21 protein-coding genes and 2 pseudogenes are annotated in these 19160 nt (G+C 33.1%); 9 read left to right on the top strand and 14 right to left on the bottom strand.

Annotated features, from left to right (window positions below; genetic code table 11):
• Nucleotides 1-56 precede the first annotated feature (56 nt).
• The 5 genes from ACFTQ7_RS20025 to ACFTQ7_RS20005 form a co-directional block, all read right to left on the bottom strand.
• Complete coding sequence (locus ACFTQ7_RS20025; RefSeq protein ID WP_349658477.1) at nucleotides 57-563, bottom strand: hypothetical protein; 507 nt, start codon at nucleotides 561-563, stop codon at nucleotides 57-59.
• 200 nt (nucleotides 564-763) lie between these two features.
• The gene (locus ACFTQ7_RS20020; protein ID WP_386830547.1) at nucleotides 764-1339 is read right to left on the bottom strand and encodes a suppressor of fused domain protein; all 576 of its coding nucleotides are present in this window, start codon (nucleotides 1337-1339) and stop codon (nucleotides 764-766) included.
• Nucleotides 1340-1425: 86 nt separating this feature from the next.
• Nucleotides 1426-1944 carry a hypothetical protein gene (locus ACFTQ7_RS20015; protein WP_386830546.1) on the bottom strand — a complete coding sequence of 173 codons (519 nt, stop codon included), beginning with the start codon at nucleotides 1942-1944 and terminating at the stop codon, nucleotides 1426-1428.
• A 191-nt stretch (nucleotides 1945-2135) separates the two neighbouring features.
• Nucleotides 2136-2579: a GNAT family N-acetyltransferase gene (locus ACFTQ7_RS20010; RefSeq protein WP_386830545.1), complete on the bottom strand. Its 444-nt coding sequence runs from the start codon at nucleotides 2577-2579 to the stop codon at nucleotides 2136-2138.
• A gap of 25 nt (nucleotides 2580-2604) precedes the next feature.
• Complete coding sequence (locus tag ACFTQ7_RS20005) at nucleotides 2605-2922, bottom strand: MazG nucleotide pyrophosphohydrolase domain-containing protein (RefSeq protein WP_386830581.1); 318 nt, start codon at nucleotides 2920-2922, stop codon at nucleotides 2605-2607.
• Nucleotides 2923-3046: 124 nt separating this feature from the next.
• Here ACFTQ7_RS20005 and ACFTQ7_RS20000 point away from each other — a divergent pair, with 124 nt between their 5' ends.
• Nucleotides 3047-3622: an LOG family protein gene (locus tag ACFTQ7_RS20000; protein ID WP_386830544.1), complete on the top strand. Its 576-nt coding sequence runs from the start codon at nucleotides 3047-3049 to the stop codon at nucleotides 3620-3622.
• Nucleotides 3623-3728: 106 nt separating this feature from the next.
• Here the strand turns inward: ACFTQ7_RS20000 and ACFTQ7_RS19995 are convergent, their stop codons facing one another.
• From ACFTQ7_RS19995 to ACFTQ7_RS19975, 5 genes and pseudogenes are all read right to left on the bottom strand, one after another.
• Nucleotides 3729-4388, bottom strand: coding sequence for a hypothetical protein (locus tag ACFTQ7_RS19995; RefSeq protein WP_386830543.1), 660 nt, complete (start codon nucleotides 4386-4388; stop codon nucleotides 3729-3731).
• A gap of 212 nt (nucleotides 4389-4600) precedes the next feature.
• Nucleotides 4601-5185, bottom strand: coding sequence for a hypothetical protein (locus ACFTQ7_RS19990; RefSeq protein ID WP_386830542.1), 585 nt, complete (start codon nucleotides 5183-5185; stop codon nucleotides 4601-4603).
• Between the two features lie 281 nt (nucleotides 5186-5466).
• Nucleotides 5467-6207, bottom strand: coding sequence for an alpha/beta hydrolase (locus tag ACFTQ7_RS19985; RefSeq protein WP_386830541.1), 741 nt, complete (start codon nucleotides 6205-6207; stop codon nucleotides 5467-5469).
• Between the two features lie 270 nt (nucleotides 6208-6477).
• Nucleotides 6478-7114, bottom strand: a pseudogene (locus ACFTQ7_RS19980) (HAD family hydrolase).
• Between the two features lie 15 nt (nucleotides 7115-7129).
• The gene (locus ACFTQ7_RS19975; protein ID WP_386830540.1) at nucleotides 7130-7324 is read right to left on the bottom strand and encodes a transmembrane Fragile-X-F protein; all 195 of its coding nucleotides are present in this window, start codon (nucleotides 7322-7324) and stop codon (nucleotides 7130-7132) included.
• A gap of 206 nt (nucleotides 7325-7530) precedes the next feature.
• Between ACFTQ7_RS19975 and ACFTQ7_RS19970 the strand changes: the two genes are divergently transcribed.
• The 6 genes from ACFTQ7_RS19970 to ACFTQ7_RS19945 all read left to right on the top strand — a co-directional run bounded on the left by ACFTQ7_RS19970 (nucleotide 7531) and on the right by ACFTQ7_RS19945 (nucleotide 14505).
• Nucleotides 7531-8703 carry a hypothetical protein gene (locus ACFTQ7_RS19970; RefSeq protein ID WP_386830539.1) on the top strand — a complete coding sequence of 391 codons (1173 nt, stop codon included), beginning with the start codon at nucleotides 7531-7533 and terminating at the stop codon, nucleotides 8701-8703.
• 313 nt (nucleotides 8704-9016) lie between these two features.
• Nucleotides 9017-10165 carry a hypothetical protein gene (locus ACFTQ7_RS19965; protein WP_386830538.1) on the top strand — a complete coding sequence of 383 codons (1149 nt, stop codon included), beginning with the start codon at nucleotides 9017-9019 and terminating at the stop codon, nucleotides 10163-10165.
• A 357-nt stretch (nucleotides 10166-10522) separates the two neighbouring features.
• Nucleotides 10523-11671, top strand: coding sequence for a hypothetical protein (locus tag ACFTQ7_RS19960; RefSeq protein WP_386830537.1), 1149 nt, complete (start codon nucleotides 10523-10525; stop codon nucleotides 11669-11671).
• A 354-nt stretch (nucleotides 11672-12025) separates the two neighbouring features.
• Entirely contained in the window at nucleotides 12026-13183 is a 1158-nt protein-coding gene (locus ACFTQ7_RS19955) for a hypothetical protein (RefSeq protein WP_386830536.1), read from the top strand.
• Between the two features lie 424 nt (nucleotides 13184-13607).
• On the top strand, nucleotides 13608-13919 hold the full coding sequence (locus ACFTQ7_RS19950; RefSeq protein WP_386830535.1) for an RNHCP domain-containing protein: 312 nt from the start codon (nucleotides 13608-13610) through the stop codon (nucleotides 13917-13919).
• Between the two features lie 340 nt (nucleotides 13920-14259).
• Nucleotides 14260-14505, top strand: a complete 246-nt coding sequence (locus ACFTQ7_RS19945; RefSeq protein WP_197143042.1) for a YkuS family protein — start codon at nucleotides 14260-14262, stop codon at nucleotides 14503-14505.
• 219 nt (nucleotides 14506-14724) lie between these two features.
• Here ACFTQ7_RS19945 and ACFTQ7_RS19940 read toward each other — a convergent pair whose 3' ends face one another.
• The gene (locus tag ACFTQ7_RS19940; protein WP_386830534.1) at nucleotides 14725-15027 is read right to left on the bottom strand and encodes a YfzA family protein; all 303 of its coding nucleotides are present in this window, start codon (nucleotides 15025-15027) and stop codon (nucleotides 14725-14727) included.
• 529 nt (nucleotides 15028-15556) lie between these two features.
• On the opposite strand from ACFTQ7_RS19940, the gene ACFTQ7_RS19935 reads away from it, so the two are divergent.
• The gene (locus tag ACFTQ7_RS19935; RefSeq protein ID WP_386830533.1) at nucleotides 15557-16480 is read left to right on the top strand and encodes a VanZ family protein; all 924 of its coding nucleotides are present in this window, start codon (nucleotides 15557-15559) and stop codon (nucleotides 16478-16480) included.
• A gap of 96 nt (nucleotides 16481-16576) precedes the next feature.
• On the opposite strand, the pseudogene ACFTQ7_RS19930 reads toward ACFTQ7_RS19935, so the two are convergent.
• A pseudogene (locus ACFTQ7_RS19930) lies at nucleotides 16577-16816 on the bottom strand (Rid family hydrolase); the annotation flags it as partial.
• A 206-nt stretch (nucleotides 16817-17022) separates the two neighbouring features.
• Between ACFTQ7_RS19930 and ACFTQ7_RS19925 the strand changes: the two are divergent.
• On the top strand, nucleotides 17023-17547 hold the full coding sequence (locus tag ACFTQ7_RS19925; RefSeq protein WP_386830532.1) for a tubby C-terminal domain-like protein: 525 nt from the start codon (nucleotides 17023-17025) through the stop codon (nucleotides 17545-17547).
• 159 nt (nucleotides 17548-17706) lie between these two features.
• Here ACFTQ7_RS19925 and ACFTQ7_RS19920 read toward each other — a convergent pair whose 3' ends face one another.
• Together ACFTQ7_RS19920 and ACFTQ7_RS19915 are read right to left on the bottom strand one after the other, a co-directional pair.
• A complete protein-coding gene (locus ACFTQ7_RS19920; protein WP_349658492.1) occupies nucleotides 17707-17934 on the bottom strand; it encodes a hypothetical protein in 228 nt (75 codons plus the stop codon).
• A gap of 125 nt (nucleotides 17935-18059) precedes the next feature.
• Entirely contained in the window at nucleotides 18060-18998 is a 939-nt protein-coding gene (locus ACFTQ7_RS19915; protein WP_386830531.1) for a PD-(D/E)XK nuclease family protein, read from the bottom strand.
• Nucleotides 18999-19160 lie beyond the last annotated feature (162 nt).

Below are 19160 nucleotides of genomic sequence, written 5' to 3'. Positions count from 1 at the left end.
ATCAATAGCGCTTCCTTTACTGGCCACCCTATATATCTATTAGGGTGGCCTTTTATTTACTGAAAATAATAATTGACTACTTCTTCAGCCGAATGAAAGATAATATTGCTTTGCGTTTTATAAATAAACTTTGGTGAAGTACAAGCTTTTTCAAGACTTTTTGCGTACTTTAATGTATCGGTCATTTGCTCGATAATCTCAGAATAGCCATCAAGGTTATTAGAGATCTTTGGCATCATTGTATCGGAAACGTCTAAAACAAGGGAAACTTGATCCTCCGCATAACTATTCAAATTAATGAAAAAGCACTCTTCTAAATCTTTCGAATGCTTGTCAACATTAATAACTGCTTCATTATAATTTGCGATTAGTCCAGTAGATGTCACTGTAATGGTAAAGCCTTGTTCAGTTAATTTTTTATTAATGGCATCTAACAATGTATTGACTTCCGCATCCATTTTAGGTGTTACAGTTGTCTGTATTAAATTATCACAATTTTGATGAAGAGTATCAATTTCTGCCTGCTTATCTACAAGTAATTTAAAGTTTGATATCGAATACACACTAAATCTCCCCTTTATTATAAGGTTGACATTAGCGCGTTTTTTTAGTCATCATTCAACCATATATTTTTTAGATCAATCATCTGAAAGAAGAGATTACAAATGCCCTTAAATTCTTCAATAATGGGTGTTTTCTCAAATTATTGCTTCTGGTTTGTCTATCTTATTCAAATAAAGCTCCACGTTAGTTCTATTAGAATTTAAATTATTGAATTTCGCTCTAAGTCAAATACGTTGATTTGTTTCTCTTCGAATATATCTTCTAAAGCCCCAACTCCAAATTTATCTGCATAACTTTTTTCTTCTTCTGAGATGGGGATAATCATTAACCATGTAACTTGTTTTTTTTCGAAATTTACTGTTTGCAGTTTATCTTCCCATAAAAATGGACTAGTAAATAAAATATGTTTCATAGAACTTTTTGGCAAATACATATTAACTACATCTTTATATATTGCACCAGGATGACATTCAAATTTAGAATTAATTATATTAAACGCACATGTACCAAGTACGTTAGGAAAGCATTCAAAATCACTTGCACCTACCAATTCAACTCTTAACGGTAGTTCATTGTTTTCATAACCAATCGAAAAATCAGAAAGACCAATTGTAGAAAATGACATTACATCATCAGCAAATTTAATGTCTTTAGATGAAAGAATATCTATTGAACTTTCGTTATTTTTGTCCCAATATTTAAAAACTTTAGATTTACCCCCAAATGCTTTTAGTGCTAATTGAGCAATTTGTTTGTTTTCTATTGATACGCTCACCAAAATCCCCCCAATTACTTATGTATTTTCCTCATATTATCACATATTCTTATTCAACTTACCTACCGTTAGTTAAGAAATACTCCTCAATGGTGTGACCTTTCATAAAAAGTCACAAATAAATCAAAGTTATGTATAAATTCTACGTATAGATTATGAAATTGAATTTTCAGTTCCCGTCTGGACAAGTACTTGTCATTTTTTAATTGAGTAATACTATCTTCTAATGATAATAGAGTTTTTATATTTTTAACCAAATAATCTCTTTCTTCACTTGTATAATCCTCTTTAACAACAAGTTCTAGCAAAACCTCTCGAACTTGTTTTACATCTAAAAGCATCTTGTCTAATTTCATTGCTTCAAATGGGATAGAATCTTTACTCATTAACCAATCTTGTTCAAAAATAGGCAGTACATATTGTGTTCGATTTATCGTAAGATTTGGATTTTCGTTATCTATATCTGCATTTAAATCTTTTTGATAGGATTCTTTAAACTCACTCAGGATTGCTTCATAGCTCTTACCGTCATCTAAAACCTTATCTGGATGGTAGACATAACTTTTTTTAACACTGAAAGGGGAGTATGGATAAAACCAAGTCATTAATGAAATAAAACCAATAGTTATTACAATGAATCCTCCTAATACCCAACTGATTATTTTACCTTTTATACTAATATAAACCCGCTCCCTATTTTCTATAATTTCTTTGCTTCGTTAGCTTATAACAAACCTTGCAATCTTTATGTATTCAAGGGGGCTCTTTTTTATTTGACACTCCCATATTAAAGAAGTTAAATCAGTGTTTTTACCATGGTAAAATAGCTACTGCCAGGAGGATAATCTTTTATTTCTCCTACTACTTGATAACCCCTCGCTTCATAAAACGTACGTGCTTGAAAATCATAGGTAGTTAATAATGCCTTCGTAGCCCCCATTTGCTTGGCTGTTTCTTCAGCTTTCGCTAGTAGCTGTCCTCCAATACCTTTTCCACGGAATTCTTGACTAAAGCAAAACTTATTGATTTCTACCCACCCCCAATAAACCTCAGCAGTGATACCGCCAATCCATTGCTGTTGAAAATCGGTTACGATTATGTTTAACGGACGAACAGAACCTTTTTTTCTACTTTCTTTATGATACGGTGAATGTTCATCGTTGTACTCTCTAATCTTTGTATTTAAAAACGTAGTAAAGTCATCGTGATTTTCTAATAAAATCTCTACTTGATAATCCATATCTTTCCCCTTTCCATATGTATCTCTATGCTTTATAACGCTCCATTAGCTTATCCTGATGAGCTGAAAAAATTTCTTCAAGTGAAATATCATATTTATTAGCAATCACGATAATATTCCCTAAAACATCTCCAAGCTCCTCTACTAATTCTTGCTTATTTTCTTCATAGGATTGAATCTTTTCATCTGGTCGATCCCTACCAATTTCCAACGCTCGTATAGCTCTTGCTACTTCCCCAGTTTCTTCAGCTAGAAAGCCGATACGCGTAAAAATACTTAAATCAGACCAACCACGAGCATCATAGTAATCTTTCACGAATTTTTGAAACTGATTTAATTCCATTTCCATTTCCTCCATTTCATTCCTCTTAAAATTAAATTATACTATAAAAGTGAATCGGTGAAGTTTTTAATCCCCTCTTCACTAACCGTTATTGCGAAAAAAAATCAGATATGGAGGAACCATTATGAATAGTATTGCAGTATTTTGCGGATCGAGCATCGGTGCTTCTGAGGCTTATAAAGAAGGGGCTATTCTTCTAGGAAAAGAACTAGCAAAACGTAATATTACGTTAATTTATGGCGGAGCGAGTGTTGGTGTGATGGGAACAGTAGCTGACACGGTTCTTCGTGAAGGTGGCAAGGTCATTGGGGTTATTCCGACGTTGTTAGAGGAGCGTGAAATTTCTCATAAAAACCTAACACAGCTAATTGTCGTCAATTCTATGCATGAACGTAAAAGCAAAATGATGGAACTAGCTGACGGCTTTATTGCTTTACCTGGAGGACCTGGTACGCTAGAAGAATTATTCGAGGTATTCACTTGGAATCAAATCGGTCTTCTGCAAAAGCCTTGTGGTATTTTAAATATCAATCATTATTATGATTTACTCATTGGGTTATTTGACCATATGCAAAATGAACAATTTTTACAAGCCCAATCTAGAAATGCCCTACTTGTAGATGAAGACGTTGCGGCACTACTAGATAAATGTGCAGCCTATGTTCCTCCTGCAGTCAAAACATATCAAACAAATAAATGAGGTAAGAGGCTTTAGTAAAGATTCTATTAAAAACTCATTACTATCTTACATACTCAAAAAACAGCTGAACATATGCATTCAGCTGTTTTTCATATTGTTGATAATTTTATAACTTTCTTGTTATTTCACCTGACTTAATAATAATTGAGACATACGTTGATTCACCACTGTCAATGTGCTTTTCCATTTGCGACACATCAATATCAGTCTCCACTATCACTCGTTTACGTTCTTTCCCTTTTAGTTGAACCTCATATGGGGCATCATTATTCATAAGTGATACCATTCGAACATCATCTTCGAATGGATAGCGCTCATAAAATTCAATGGTAAATTGGGTTGTAGCTCTACTGTAATTTTCAAAAGGAAGTTCACATACTCCATGCAATGTTGACTCATTTTTCATTTCAAAATTACAAATACTTTCTTCACTCTCATAAGCTATTGCGTAAATGCCAGTTGCAATATTTTTTTGAAAAGTACTGGCTACAATAGGAGGTGTAAAAATCGCTACCATAATAGCAATCAATACCGATCGAATACGATACTTTTTTAATGATTTCACAAGTAAATAAAGGCTTGCCATTAGTAACAAAAACGATGTAATTCCAACATAATTGAATCCATTTACTGTTACAATAGGTATATTTAATACCGAAGCAACTTCCTCGCCATAAAAATTTTTACTCGGGAATGGGAAATTCAATGCCATGGAGATAAAAAAAGGAACTAAAGCTATGTAAATGAGTTTTTTATCTTTTACCAATGCCACCACTCCTAACTATTCACATTCCTAACAGTAAGTTTTGTTAGCAATAATATGTAGTTCTAACGAAAGTTTACCATTATCTAATCTAAAATTGGATATTAATTCTTATTGAACTGAACTGCCCAGATAGATCAATAAAGAAAAAAGAGCTGCCTATGCAACTCAATCATCATTCATTCACGCACCCGTTAGTGAACGAAGTCTACTTTTTAATTACTATTGTTGTTGACTCTAAATTCAACTTGTGCTTTTAGTTTATATTCTTTCTTCTGTTTCGTTTCCTCGTTAGCGATAACATGAAAGTCAGCAATACCATTTACAACATAATATCCCTCTGGAAATTCCTGATTCATAATTCGCTTCATAAACTCGATATATTCTTTTTTGTCCTGCGAACCGTAACCGCCACTCCCCCTATATTCCGTACGAAGTGGTTCTCCTTTAAGAATAACAGTACTTAATGCCGGTTCCTCCATACGGTAACTAATATCATAATTTCGTATCGTCTCCACCATCGGAAAATAAAATGGCGAAGCAGCATGAGATATTTTAACCTCTTTCTTATCACCTATATATTCTAGTTCTGCATATATTTTTAAAGGTTCATTCTCACCATACTCAGCTTTTTCTGTTACAAGTCGGTAAACAAAGTCTCCCTCAGTGACTTCCGCATTCATTCCCAAGTTTTCGGTATTAAGCGTTGCATTATCAACCTTTTTGTCATTGTTTTGTTGGCAGCCAAATAAACCCATTGATAAAAACATTAAGGACAAAATCAAACTAATTTTTTTCATTTTCATCACTTTCCCTTATTGAATCAAGATGCATTTTAATGCACATGTGTCCCTTCTATCTTAAATTGCAACGTTAGTTTAAGTACATTTCTTAACAATCTTCAAATCAATTTTAACATACATATCCAACATAAAAATCACCTCTTAGAATAACTAACGAGGTGATTTCAATCAAACTGCGATCAATCTTTTTTACAAAGCTTAATAGGCACATACATACAAAAATATTAATAAGGAACAGCGTTACTCCTTCTTAACTGTTAGTTAAAGTTTCATTAAAACTACCAAGTTAAATCATTTAAGAATGTAAGAATATCTTTGTTCACGTCGTTAATGTCCGTGCCTATTGTCATTAAATGTTTAGAGTTCGGATACCCCTTTATTGTTTTATGATTCGTTGCAACGTTTTGAAAAATCACCTCTGCACTCTCTTTATACAATAGCTCATCTAATTCACCATATAATATACGAATTGGTGAGGTTACAAGTGCTAATTTATTCATCGTTGTACTAATTAGCTGTTGGAACTCAACTAATGAATCGATCGACATATTTTGAAGAAGTTTCATTTCTAAATTTATTTGCTCTTCATTTTTCCCTTCAAGTTGTTTGTATCCTTTTGCATAATGAAAGACACGCTTCTGTAGAAAAGCAGCTTCCCTGTTTGTTGGCACTGACATTGTCACAACACCATTAATCTCCAACTCTTGACCAACTTTTAATGCAAACACACCACCAAGAGAAAGACCAATCACAGCTATTTTTTCAAAACCTTCATCCTTCAACAACTGGTAACCGTTTAGGACATCTTGCCACCAATCTGATGGTCTAAATGTGAGAAGTTCTTCTGCTGTTAAACCATGCCCACTATATAATGGTGCGTAGCAAGAATAATTGTTCTTTAGTAAATACTTCCCTAACTTCTTCATATCAATAGTATTGCTAGTAAAAGAATGTAAAAGTAAAACGGCCTTCTCTCCACCTTTATAGAAAAAAGGCTTAGGGGGTACTATTTTCATCATTAATTTAAATACCTCACTAACAAATTCTTAGGCTTTAAAATAGCCAAACAACGAATTTTTATAATTTCGTTAAAGTATAACATCCATTCTTTCATGGCAGTAGCTCTAGTATATATGCCAACGCTAACTTTATCTAATCCGATTTTATGTTTCCTAAAAAAGCATAGGGCTTGATATAGTATAGGATTTCCGCCTATTCGTGTTTTCGGAACAATTGGTTTTATTCTTGCCATGTGGATTATTAGTCTTTTCAAGTTCTTTGCAAGACCTTTACAATATCTTGAATATTTCTAGTAAATGATCAATGATGTAATCTGCTTCAACATTTTGCCATGCATCATTTCTTTTCCAAATAGCCCTGATTCCTACTTTTTAAGCGGCTTCTACATCATTAATAGGATGATTCCCTACGTACAGACTTTCAATAGCGGATACCCAAAGTTTAGATAATGCTCGATTAAAAATTTCTGCATTCGGCTTTTTGATGCCCTCCCATTCAGAGATAAGAATCACGTCAAAATCATTTTCTATTCCTAACGCTCGTATATTATCTAGTTGAAATTGTCCATATCCATTCGTTATCATACCAAGTTTTAAGCCCTGATTTTTCAAATTGTGCAACATACTATTCAAATGGAACACAATGTTTTTTAAATTCCAGTAAGTAATCCTCTAACATTGCTTCTGGAGACAACTCAATAGAAAACTCTTCAATTAATTGCTGATAGACTTTATCTTTCCATACATATCCATTATCAAGCTCAATAAAGCGATGTACATAATTCTCTTTTAAAATATGTGATAGATGTGGCTTTAATCGCCTGTATTGCTAATCTATAAATGAGCGAACAGAACTATCCCGACCTAAAAATGTTCCATCTAAATCAAAAATCACAGCTTTAATCATTAATATCCATCTCCTTTATTTAATTCCTCGACTACGTTTTTTCACTGCCACTACGGCTATTAACACCATTACTAACTTCATCACCAAAATCAATGCGTACATGCTAAAAGATATGATCGCTGGCAAGAGAACTAACCACCAAGACCATGCAATAACACCCGAAAGTTTTAATACTACAAAGACAATTGTTAAAACTTCAGCAATTCCCAAGTTCGCACCACCTATCAAATTGGAATATAAAATAATAGATATCTTAATTCCGCCATTCAATGTAATTGTTATACAACCATTTAAGCACTTATATGGAACATTTTAAACTTTTAAACTTCTTTTAAAATATGACGAAACTTTTTATTTGGAAATTCGTCTAAATATTGGAAATTTCAATTTCCAAATTAAAAAAGGGAGATATAATTATGAAAAAACCAATTAAAAAATCTTTGATGATTGCTTCAGCACTAACAATAGGAATGGCTGTTCTTACACCCCTTCAAGCAGGAGCTACTTCAGTAAAACCAACAAATGGTGTTACTGTTCAAATCGAACAACAAATTACAGGAACGATTACAGGCTTTAACATTGACATTGACCGATCCGGGGTTTACTTAAAAGGGAGAGACGGTAAAAACTACTATATCAGTTTCTATAAATTTTCTAAAGAACAACGAGAAAAAATGAACTTAGTAGAAGGACAGGAAATTACAGCTGAAGGCGGTGTAGTTGAGAGTCATTCAGACTTTATCACTTTCGAAGTGTATAAAAAGGAGAGATTGCCTAAAGATGTACCAAATGAAGAGCTAACAAAATTAGAGAAAATGTTTAATGAACTGGTGAAGTTGGAAAAAGAATTGGAGGCTGAAATGGGTGGAATGACACAAGAAGAGTTTGACAAGAAATATGAAGAAATCACAAAAATTTATGAAGCTATGTATAAAATCGAAAGGCCATATACGATAGCTAGTTGGCAGCCTCAACCATTTGAAGAGTATCTAGAAGATTACGGACTTAGTAAAAAAAATATAATTATTGCAGAAAATGATAAAAAAGAGCTCAAAGCCCTTTATGAAGAGTGGGTAAAGCTTGAAAAAGATGTTCAAATAGATGAGGCTAATTTGAAAATGGAAAAAATCGACAAAATACTCAAACCATATTATCTCCAACTTCGTCATCCACTTCCAACATTTGAAGAATACATTGAAGGCATTAATTTAGATATCTCTGCTGAAGATTTAGCGAAACTAAAAACTATTTATGAAGATTACCGGAAAGCAGTAGGAGATGACAATTCCAAATTAATGAGAAAACTTATGGGGGAATTCTATAACATCATTGATCAGTTTAGAGTACTTCCAACGTTTGAAAAATACATGTCTCGCTATCAATTCAAAATTAATAAAGCGGATAGAAAGCAATTAAAACAGCTTTATGAGGAAATCTCAAAGCTAGATAAAAAAGAAGAACAAGCAAAAATTAAAGAGAAATGGGAAGCATTCAATACTATTTTAGAGCCATATATTACAGCAAATAAAGATGTTCTAATCTCAGCTTCTAAACTTACAATTAACGGCCAAGTTTACCTACCTCAATAAATAAAAGAATCGGGGTGTCCTTGTTGGGATCCCCCTTTTTGTTGATTCCACAATTAAAGAACTTCCTTTAAACTTTCCTTCCATAAATATGATAGATTTAAACCCCTTCTCCCTTCTCCCTTCTCCCTTCTCCCTTCTCCCTTCTCCCTTCTCTCTTCGATGCATCCATAGGCTGTTGGAGAAAATTATTAACAGACTCATTATTTTATGAAATGTTTGAAACTTTTTCAAAAAACGACGAACCTTTTCATTTGGTAATTCGTCTAAATATTGGAAACGTCGAGTTCCAAAGTAAAAAAAGGGAGATATGATCATGAAAAAACCAATTAAAAAATCTTGGATGATTGCTTCAGCACTAACAATAGGAATGGCTGTTCTAACGCCCCTTCAAGCAGGAGCTACTTCAGTAGAACCAGTAAATGGTGTTACTGTTCAAATCGAACAACAAATTACAGGAACGATTAAAAGCATTGGCGAATCCGGGGTTGACTTAAAAGGTAGAGACGGTAAAAACTACTATATCAGTTTCTATAAATTTTCTGAAGAACAACTAGGACAAATGAAATTAGTAGAAGGACAGGAAATCACAGTTGAAGGCGGTGTAGTCGAGAGTTATACAGACTTCTACACTTTCGAGATTTATAAAAAGTCATTGCCTAAAGAAGTTACAAATCAAGAGCTAACAAAATTAGAAAAAATGTTTAATGAAGTGAAGAAGTTGCAAAAAGAAATTTCAGATGACATGACAGAAGAAGAGTATGACAAGAAATTTGAGGAAATCGGAAAAGTATATGAAGAGATGTATAAAATTACAAAACCATATATAGTAGCTAATTGGCAGCCTCAAACGTTTGAAGAATATATGAAGGAATTTGGATTCGGTGAAAAAAATATAATTATTGCAGAAAATGATAAAAAAGAACTCAAAGCTATTTATGAAGAGTGGGTAAAGCTTGAAAAAGATGGTCAAGAAGATAAGGCTAATGAAAAAATGGAAAAATTCCACCAAATACTCAATCCATATTTTGAACAACTTTATCCAGCTCCAACATTTGAAGAAATTATGGACCAGTTCGACTTAGTAGATATTCCTGCTGAAACTTTAGCAAAACTAAAAACTATTTATGAGGATATCCGAAAAGCAGCTAAAGATGACAATACTGACTTAGTAGATAAACTTTACGGGGAATTCTATGACATTATTGATCAGTTCATTAAGCCTCAAACATTTGAAGAATTCATGGCTGACTATGAATTCAAAGTGAGTGAATCGGATAGCAAGCAATTAAAACAGCTTTATGAAGAAATCTTAAAGCTAGATAAAAAAGAAGAACAGTCAAAAATTGAAGAGAAATGGGAAGCATTTTACACTATTTTAGATCCATATTTTGAAGCATCTAAAGAAATCCTAATCTCTGCTTCTAAACTAATAATTAACGGCCAAGAATACCTACCACAATAAATAAAACAATCGGGGTGTCTCAACAATCATTAAAATGATTGTTGAGATTCCCCTTTTTTGTTGGCTCTACAATAAAAGAACTTCCATTAAACCTACTTTCCATAAATATGATAAATTCACCCCCCTTCTCTTTTCGTGTAAAAAAACACTAACTTCAATTTTTTTGGTTCAATCGTATCTCCATTTATCTCCCTTGTCCAATTGTTCCTGCTCAAACCTTTCGTTTACTATTCAAACACTATCACGGAATGTTTAAAAATTTTCATTTTTTTCAACAATTGACGAACCTTTTCATTTGGTAATTCGTCTAAATATTGGAAACAACAAGTTCCAAAGTAAAAAAAGGGAGATATGATTATGAAAAAACCGATTAAAAAATCTTGGATGATTGCTTCAGCACTAACAATAGGAATGGCTGTTCTAACGCCCCTACAAGCAGGAGCTACTTCAGTAGAGCCAGCAAATGGTGTTACTGTTCAAATCGAACAACAAATTACAGGAACGATCAAAAGCGTCCACGGAGACGGGATTAACTTAAAAGGTAGAGATGGTAAAAATTACTATATCAGTTTCTATAAATTTTCTGAAGAACAACTAGAACAAATGAACTTAGTAGAAGGACAGGAAATCACGGTTGAAGGCGGTGTAGTAGAGGATTATTCAGACTTCTTCACTTTCGACGTTTATAAAAAGTACTTGCCTAAAGAAGTAACAAAAGAAGATCTAACAAAATTAGAAAAAATGTTTAATGAAGTGAAGAAGTTGGAAAAAGAATTGTCGGGTGAAATGACAGAAGAAGAGTTTGACAAGAAATTTGAAGAAATCAATAAAGTTCATGAAGCTATGTATAAAATTACAAAGCCGTATATGTTAGCTAATTGGCAGCCTCAACCATTTGAAGAATATATAGAAGAATTTCCGTTTAGTGAAAAAAATATAGTTATTGCAGAAAATGATAAAAAACAGCTTAAAGCTATTTATGATGAATGGGTAAAACTTCAAAAAGACGGTCAAGACGAAAAGGCTACAGAAAAAATGAATGAATTTTACGAAATTCTCGATCCATATTTTGAACAACTTAATCCACCTCAAACATTTGAAGAATATATGAAAGAATTCAATTTAGTAGATATCCCTGCTGAAACTTTAGCAAAACTAAAAACTATTTATGAGGATATCCAAAAAGCAGATAAAGATCACAATTATGACTTACAAGATAAACTTTACGGGGAATTCTATGACATCATTGAACAGTTCATAAAGCCTCAAACATTTGAAGAATACATGGCAGACTATGAATTCAAAGTTAATGAAGCGGATAGCAAGCAATTAAAACAGATTTATGAAGAAATCTTAAAGCTAGATAAAAAAGCAGAACCAGCAAAAATTGAAGAGAAATGGGAAGCATTCCACACTATTTTAGAGCCATATTTTGAAGCAAATAGAGAAATTTTAATCTCTGCTTCTAAACTAACAATTAACGGTCAAGAATACCTACCACAATAAATAAAACTATCGGGGTGTCTCAACAATCATGAATATGACTGTTGGGATTCCCCTTTTTGCTGGTTCTACAATAATTTAGCCCCCCTTCCAGAAATACGATAAATATACCTCCCCTTTCTACTCCGATGTCATCCATAAGTTGGTAGTGGAATTGATTAACACATTCATTACCAACAAGATGTACCTTGTACTATTGGTACTGCTCAAGCTTTATTGTTATACCCTATTTAAACATTCAACATGGAATCTTGGAAAATTGTATCTTTCCCAAAAAATAACGAACCTTCCCGTTTGGTAATTCGTCTAAATATTGGAAACAACAAGTTCCAAAGTAAAAAAAAGGGAGATACGATCATGAAAAAACCGATTAAAAAAACTTGGATGATTGCATCAGCACTAACAATAGGAATGGCTGTTCTGACGCCACTTCAAGCAGGAGCTACTGCAGTAGAACCAACAAATGCTGTTACTGTTCAAATTGAACAACAAATTACAGGAACGATTAAAAGCGTCCATGGAGACGGGATTAACTTAAAAGCCAGAGATGGTAAAAACTACTTCATCAGTTTCTTTAAATTTTCTGACGAGCAACTAGAACAAATGAACTTAGTAGAAGGACAGGAAATCACAGTTGAAGGCGGAGTAGTAGAGGATTATTTAGACTTCTACACTTTCGAAGTTTATAAAAAAGACTTGCCAAAAAATGTACCTAATGATGAGCTAACAAAATTAGAAAAAATGTTTAGTGAAGTGAAGAAACTAGAAAAAGAAGCTTCAAATGCGATAACAAATAAAAAGATGGATGAGGCTGAAAAGAAATATGAAGAAATGAATAAAATATATGAAGAAATGAATAAAATCACGAAGCCATATTATTTAGCTAGTTGGCAGCCCCAACCTTTTGAAGAGTTTCTAGAAGACTACGGATTTAGTGAGAACAATATAGTTATTGCAGAAAATGATAAAAAAGAACTTAAAGCTATTTATGAAGAATGGGTAAAGCTTGAAAAAGATGGTCAAGATGAAAAGGCTAAGGAAAAAATGAAAGGATTCAATAAAATACTCCAACCATATCTTGATGAGCTTTATCCAACTCCAACGTTTGAAGAATATATCGGACGCTTGGACTTAATAGATATCCCTGCTGAAACTATAACAAAACTTAAAAATATTTATGAAGATGTACGTAAAGCAGAAAGAGAAGAGAACTATGATTTATTTGGTGAAATCTGGGCTGAATTCCACGACATCCTTGGTCAATTCATAATACCTCAAACGTTTGAAGAATATATGTCTAGCTTTGAATTCAAAGTTAGTAACGCGGATAGCAAACAATTAAAACAACTTTATGAAGAAATCTTAAAGCTAGATAGAAAAGAAGATTCAGCAAAGATAGAAGAAAAATGGGAAGCATTTTACAATATTTTAGAGCCATATTTTGAAGCAATTAAAGCTATTCTAATCTCTGCTTCTAAAATAACAATTAACGGCCAAAATTACCTTCCTCAATAAATAAAAGAATCGGGGACTCAAAAGTTTGCTCCGTCCACCGAGTACAGACTATTTAAAAATTTCAATATATTTGTTATCCTTTAAATAAATGCCATATTATAAGGGGTGATAGATTGACGTTTGATTTATTCAAAACAATTGCTCGTTAGGGGACGAATGCCGAAGTCAGTGATTATAGGTGAACACCTACTAGTGGAAGATGGAGCAGTCCGTCTTACAGTGGTTGACACAAAAGCATAAAATCAATCGTGGTCCGGATCAAAGGATGAAAAAAGTCTTTGTGAAGCAGGAACTAGAAGTAATCGTTTTGAAGAGCAAGACGGTGAATTCGTACATTCCCTATAAAAGCCTGTTACTGCTATTGCAGAAAAAGAAAACGGAACCCTTCCTTCAATGTTGAAATAACATTTTGGAGGAAGAGCAATTGAGTAGAAAAAATGAGAATACAGCATTTCAATGTGAAAATTGTAGTACGATGGTTGAACCATTAAGCAACGGCAGCTTCAGAAATCATTGTCCAAATTGTTTATTTTCGAAACATATGGATAATGTTCCTGGTGACAGAGCGAGTACTTGTAAAGGTTTGATGAGACCAATTGCAGTAGATTATACTGGAAAAAAAGGCTTTCAACTTATCCATCAATGTACAAAATGTCAAAAAAAGGGTCGAAATAAAGTTGCTGTTGATTCCATTCAAGAGGATCAAATTATTCAATTTATGGAATCGATCATTTAGTTAAGTATTTTTATTATGTAAAAGACACATTGGAAATTAACTTCAATGTGTCTTTTTTCATAATAAGCCACTTTTAATCGTATTCATTTTACTTCTAAAGCAAAAATATAAAAAGAACTACCATTATCCCATCTTCCGAAAACACTATAAATATAAATCCCTTTTCTTTCGGTACAAATGAAAACACTATCTTGTACTTCCCTCCTAACATTTAATTTTATTCTTTGATTTAGATTCAATTCAAATTAGACGTGTTTTTTATTATGTATAACAAAAAAATGAATGTAATGAATAATTAGCAATCCTATATGACACATTACATATAGGAGGTGGAAGAATAATGACTAGAATAATTGGTGTAGAACAATCATTAACAAACGTTGAAGACGCTTTAAAAGCAAAAGGTTATGAAGTTATTCAGCTTCGTACTGAAGAGGATGCAAAAAAATGTGATGCTTGTGTAATCACTGGGCAAGATCGAGATATCATGGGAATTAGCGATCCTGTCATGGCGGGACCTGTTATTGACGCTGATGGTCTTTCTGCTGACGAAGTACTTCAACGTGTCGACAAATATTTCCACTAATAAATAACTAGGTGCTGTCTCTATAGCTTTGTTGACTATAGCGCAGCACCTTTTAATATTTATGTCGATTATAGAATGGACATTAATATATTTGCCCATTCAAAGCATATCAATTATGCCTCGGCATATTGCATCCGGAATTGGCTTTGTGAATTGAAGCCCTTCATCTTCCCAGAAGCAATTTTTACAAATTCCATATGTATATGGCATGAACAAGTATTACTTTTGTAGGCTTGGTGAAAAAACGTTTTTGAGCGCACCAATTATTCCGGGCACTAGAAAGACAATGCCAAAAAAGATAGTAAGTAAATTGAAATTTTTTGTTTCATAAAAGGTAAACCACTCTTTAAAAATTGGCGATTCAGTAATTTGTCCAAATAGCGTTCCACTAATATCTCGATAATTAGGAATCCACCCTGTTGCTTCTAATGTAATAAAGATTATTTGTGACAATACAAATACACCAATAGAAGATACCCAAGTTTTTTTCAAAAATGGAGTATGATGTTGTTTATTAGCCAAGTAATTTCCCTCCCTCTATTTAATTCTATTTATACATATACGTAAAATCAAGGGTTAAATACCAATATTAAACAAATACACTTAACACCTTTTGCCTTTTCCATTCCATCCAACATGTTTTGTTGTGTGAAACAAAATCCTTGTAATGAATCACCAATAATGACCTAGATACATACAACATATTTACACCCTTTCATCATTCCACTTATGATTTTAGCAAGAAATTTTTATGAAAAAAGAAGCGCTTGCTAACCCTCATTTCACATATTTTCTTGTTGAATTACAATACTTCCCCCTACTAACCAATCCTTTTCGTTGCTTCACAACAAATAAAGAAAGTTTACTATTGCAATTTCTTAAGAAATCTTCATAAATACCCTCAATAATTATTAATTATTTCCATTTACAATAATGATACTGCCACAGGATTCTATAGGAGTGCTTAATGAACTATAGGCAATCTCAAAGTTAAGAACCCAAGGTAATTCGTACAATGAGAAGCGGTATCGTATGAAAAGGAGATAAAAATATGAAAAAACGAAATTTAATTATGGTGATTACTTTTCTTTACACAGGTCTGACCTTATACTTCATGTTCTTAGGTTTTAATCGTCTTGACGGTTATGAAGAATACAAAAGCGCCGGCTACGAATTTCTGCTCGTCCCATCAGGCGTTCCTTTGAATTTTCCTAGCTTTACGTTTTCTTGGTTATACGATTTCGGAAATATAGCAGCATTTATCCCCTTTGGTATCTTATTTCCTTTACTCAATCAAATTGATTATAAAAAATTTATAGGATGGTTCATTATTGTGATTCTTGGATTGGAAACGATTCAATCTTTATCGTATCTAGGGACTTTTGATGTAAACGATGTTATTTCAAATAGTATAGGTGCAACAATTGGATATGTTGTATACAAAGTTGGGTTCACTTCAAACCTGACTATAAAAAAACTCATTGCTTCATCCATAACTGCCATTATACTGTTAGTTGGCGTGATGATTGTCTCTGAAATTTTAGATAAACGAGTAAGTCCGGTACAACCATTGCATGCTATTAAAGAAATCACAGGAACTAAACCACTAACGAACGAAGTACCGACTTTCACTGTAGCTGGACATAAAATAGAACCTCAATTCAATTTATATAGTAATAATGAAAATACTAGCAAAACCTATACTTATACTATTGAAGATAAAGAGGAGCTACTATTTTTTCTAAACATTGGCATTCCCGATCAAGAGGATTTCAAAGGTGAAGTGACCATTATTACGGACGGAAAAGTAATATTCATAAAAAATGAAGTGAATTTGAAAGAAGAATCCGAAACAATTGAAATGCCATTAGAAATTCCGTTATATTACGAAGCAAAAGAAATGACCATTATGATCACAGGTAATATAATGCTATGGGACGTAGGCTTCACAGAACTGAAGCATTGGTGGGAATAGAGTGATTCATTTCGTTATTGGAGTAATTGCATCTTTCTTAACAGTGTAGAAGAATGTTCTTATTTATACATTCTGGACGTTCTCTTACGTTTCATAAATAAAGTGAACCAACTTTGTTAAATCACCAACATCCATCTCAGCAGATTCAAGGTTTCTTTTTATATTCTCCAATGCTAACTGTAATTGTTCTAATGGATTTTCAGGTACTGTCCCATCTACTTCTAATCCTAACTGACCCGACAAAGTAAGCCACTTCTGAGGCCCAGTGACCTCTATTTGGTGTACGTACGGTGCTACGGGTTTATGTACTGTTTCTAGGTTTCTTGAAATTTTCAAAATGCACCATTCCTTTATTTTTTTGTCTTTGTCGTAAAATTCTGTATTTTATTATAACACAAATTCAATTCGTAACTACTGAACTAACTTGCACCATAAGTTCAAAAAACAGATTGTAACTAATTACGGTACAACTTATTTGAACAGGGATATCAATGCATATTAAAATGGAATTATTTAAGAGAGATCATAGAGGAGAGACATCTTTGCAGAATTATTCATATAGCATCCCAGAATTAGATTCCTATTACACAAGTATTCCTATTTATAACAAGGACGACAAAGTTATTAGTATTCTCAAAAAAAATCGCCATCGTATGCTAACACAACTGTTTCATATGCTTCTCCGATATGGAATGCCATATTGCTATAATGCTTTTTCAATCGATAATCATCCAATATACAAAATTGATTGCGTATTTACAGGTATTCGTTATACGCTTTATAGCAGCAAAGCATCTGAAAAAATTTCAATTAAACAAAATCGTGTGCAATTAATTGAAAAGGTGCCATCTTTTAAGCTTAACGAAGACGTGTACCAATTTGAGAAAGACTACACTTATGCAGGAACATTAAAGTTAAATGGTGAAAAAATCGCTACTATTAGAAATTTAGATAGTACAAATACAAATTTAACGAATCGCATCCACATTGAAGCTATCAATGATGACATCGCCTCTCTAATTGCTATCATGTATCAAACATTTGTATTTAAAAATTTTTTTGATTGAAACAGTTATTTTTCTTGCGCTTTAATGGCAAAATTGATTCTATATAAATTTTGAAATTAATCCTACCTTTACCTTTATAACAGCGCACTTAAAAAGTATTTCATCCTTTCAAAGAAAAAAAGCCACATCTTTTTAGAAGATGTGACTACATACAATTGATTAATCAAATTCTAAAATGTTTTTTTCTACTACAACTTTGTAAACATCTATAGTACTAATTAAAATCGTTTTATAATGTTCTGTTTCAGTAAATGAATACCAAGGCTTCTCATTGAACCCATTAGAAATTTCTTCCGTAAATGTTTCTTGTTCAATATTATTTTTGATTTTATACTCTTCTTCATGACCTTCGTTATAGTAAAACTTCACTTTATACTCATACTCCATAAGTCAACACCTCCCATCTATCTATAGAATGGATTGTAATGACAAGAAATATGAGCATAATAAAAAGCCACCCCTAGTTAGGTATGACATATTATAAGTAAGCTTGTTCTTTTTAGGCTCCCTATTCAATTCTGGGCACATAATTCTTTAAAATTACACCCTTTGCAGTGCCATTTTTCAGTGGTTTGCTCGAATTCCTCAAAGTATACGGGTTCATTCGAGAAAATATCCGCCTGATATTTTTTCATTTCTAACACACTTCGCTGAAACGTATGTAAAATATTGTCCATATCAAATGCTGTAAAGGCGTATTTTTTCCTTTTGCCTGTTAATAAATATTCATTATAAACATCAATCTGGTCAAGAGATACGCGATATTTCTGCTGAATATAGTAAGCATAGAGTGCTAATTGTTGGCGATCATCATCGGACTCTCCCCCTGTTTTCCAGTCGATAATAATCCACTTGTCTGCTATCTCATCATAATAATGAAAATCCATTACGACAAAAACTTGTAAACCCTCGATTTTCATGGAACGAAATTGTTCAGGCTCACCGATTCGTAGAGAGCCTTTTTGTGCGGTAATTTGCTGGAACGTTGCACTATTAAGAAAGTTGTCAAACACAGCCGTCATGCGCTCCTTATAGTCCTGTACCAGTTCAGGATTCAACTTCCCTTCGTAATAAATTTCTTGCATCATATGAAATTTATTAGGCTTATGTCTCCATAAATCTACATGTCGTGTAGAATCGATAAAAGCGGCATTAAGCTGGCCACGTGCACGATTTACAAGTTCAGCAACAGTCGGAATCTCGCGGGTTTGCAAATAATCATTGATCGATTGTTCTATTAAATGATGGACGATTTGTCCAAATAAAATCGGCATCGATTGAAGCTTTTTTAAGCGATAGACATGTTGATGATATGGCTCCACATTGTAACTGAGCCAGCCATTATGAGAAAAATAATATTCATAGCCATATTTCCGTGCACAGCTTGTTAACGTTTTATGACGTGATAGTGACCACGAAAAAGATGGATAAGGTGTGATTTCAAACATCATATCGCCTCCTTAAATCTGTTTTATCAATTTCGCCTTGGCGTAATTGCGTCTGGATTTTGAATTGTGTTCGCACAATTCGTTCCTCTCAAAATACGTGACATCCGCCGGAGGCTTTATCTTTATTCAGTAGATGTTTGGATACTTACTGAAAAGAAATTACAT

The organism is Lysinibacillus sp. NPDC056959, assembly GCF_042674095.1.
Classification (GTDB): Bacteria; Bacillota; Bacilli; order Bacillales_A; family Planococcaceae; genus Lysinibacillus; species Lysinibacillus zambalensis.
This window is presented reverse-complemented; position numbering and strand designations above follow the sequence as displayed.

What these genes read in the sequence shown, in the direction of transcription:
- ACFTQ7_RS20015 (WP_386830546.1), bottom strand. Translation starts at nt 1,944, where the DNA reads ATGACTTGGTTTTATCCATACTCCCCTTTCAGTGTTAAAAAAAGTTAT.
- ACFTQ7_RS20010 (WP_386830545.1), bottom strand. Translation starts at nt 2,579, where the DNA reads ATGGATTATCAAGTAGAGATTTTATTAGAAAATCACGATGACTTTACT.
- ACFTQ7_RS20005 (WP_386830581.1), bottom strand. Translation starts at nt 2,922, where the DNA reads ATGGAATTAAATCAGTTTCAAAAATTCGTGAAAGATTACTATGATGCT.
- ACFTQ7_RS20000 (WP_386830544.1), top strand. Translation starts at nt 3,047, where the DNA reads ATGAATAGTATTGCAGTATTTTGCGGATCGAGCATCGGTGCTTCTGAG.
- ACFTQ7_RS19990 (WP_386830542.1), bottom strand. Translation starts at nt 5,185, where the DNA reads ATGAAAAAAATTAGTTTGATTTTGTCCTTAATGTTTTTATCAATGGGT.
- ACFTQ7_RS19985 (WP_386830541.1), bottom strand. Translation starts at nt 6,207, where the DNA reads ATGATGAAAATAGTACCCCCTAAGCCTTTTTTCTATAAAGGTGGAGAG.
- ACFTQ7_RS19970 (WP_386830539.1), top strand. Translation starts at nt 7,531, where the DNA reads ATGAAAAAACCAATTAAAAAATCTTTGATGATTGCTTCAGCACTAACA.
- ACFTQ7_RS19965 (WP_386830538.1), top strand. Translation starts at nt 9,017, where the DNA reads ATGAAAAAACCAATTAAAAAATCTTGGATGATTGCTTCAGCACTAACA.
- ACFTQ7_RS19960 (WP_386830537.1), top strand. Translation starts at nt 10,523, where the DNA reads ATGAAAAAACCGATTAAAAAATCTTGGATGATTGCTTCAGCACTAACA.
- ACFTQ7_RS19955 (WP_386830536.1), top strand. Translation starts at nt 12,026, where the DNA reads ATGAAAAAACCGATTAAAAAAACTTGGATGATTGCATCAGCACTAACA.
- ACFTQ7_RS19945 (WP_197143042.1), top strand. Translation starts at nt 14,260, where the DNA reads ATGACTAGAATAATTGGTGTAGAACAATCATTAACAAACGTTGAAGAC.
- ACFTQ7_RS19935 (WP_386830533.1), top strand. Translation starts at nt 15,557, where the DNA reads ATGAAAAAACGAAATTTAATTATGGTGATTACTTTTCTTTACACAGGT.
- ACFTQ7_RS19920 (WP_349658492.1), bottom strand. Translation starts at nt 17,934, where the DNA reads ATGGAGTATGAGTATAAAGTGAAGTTTTACTATAACGAAGGTCATGAA.
- ACFTQ7_RS19915 (WP_386830531.1), bottom strand. Translation starts at nt 18,998, where the DNA reads ATGATGTTTGAAATCACACCTTATCCATCTTTTTCGTGGTCACTATCA.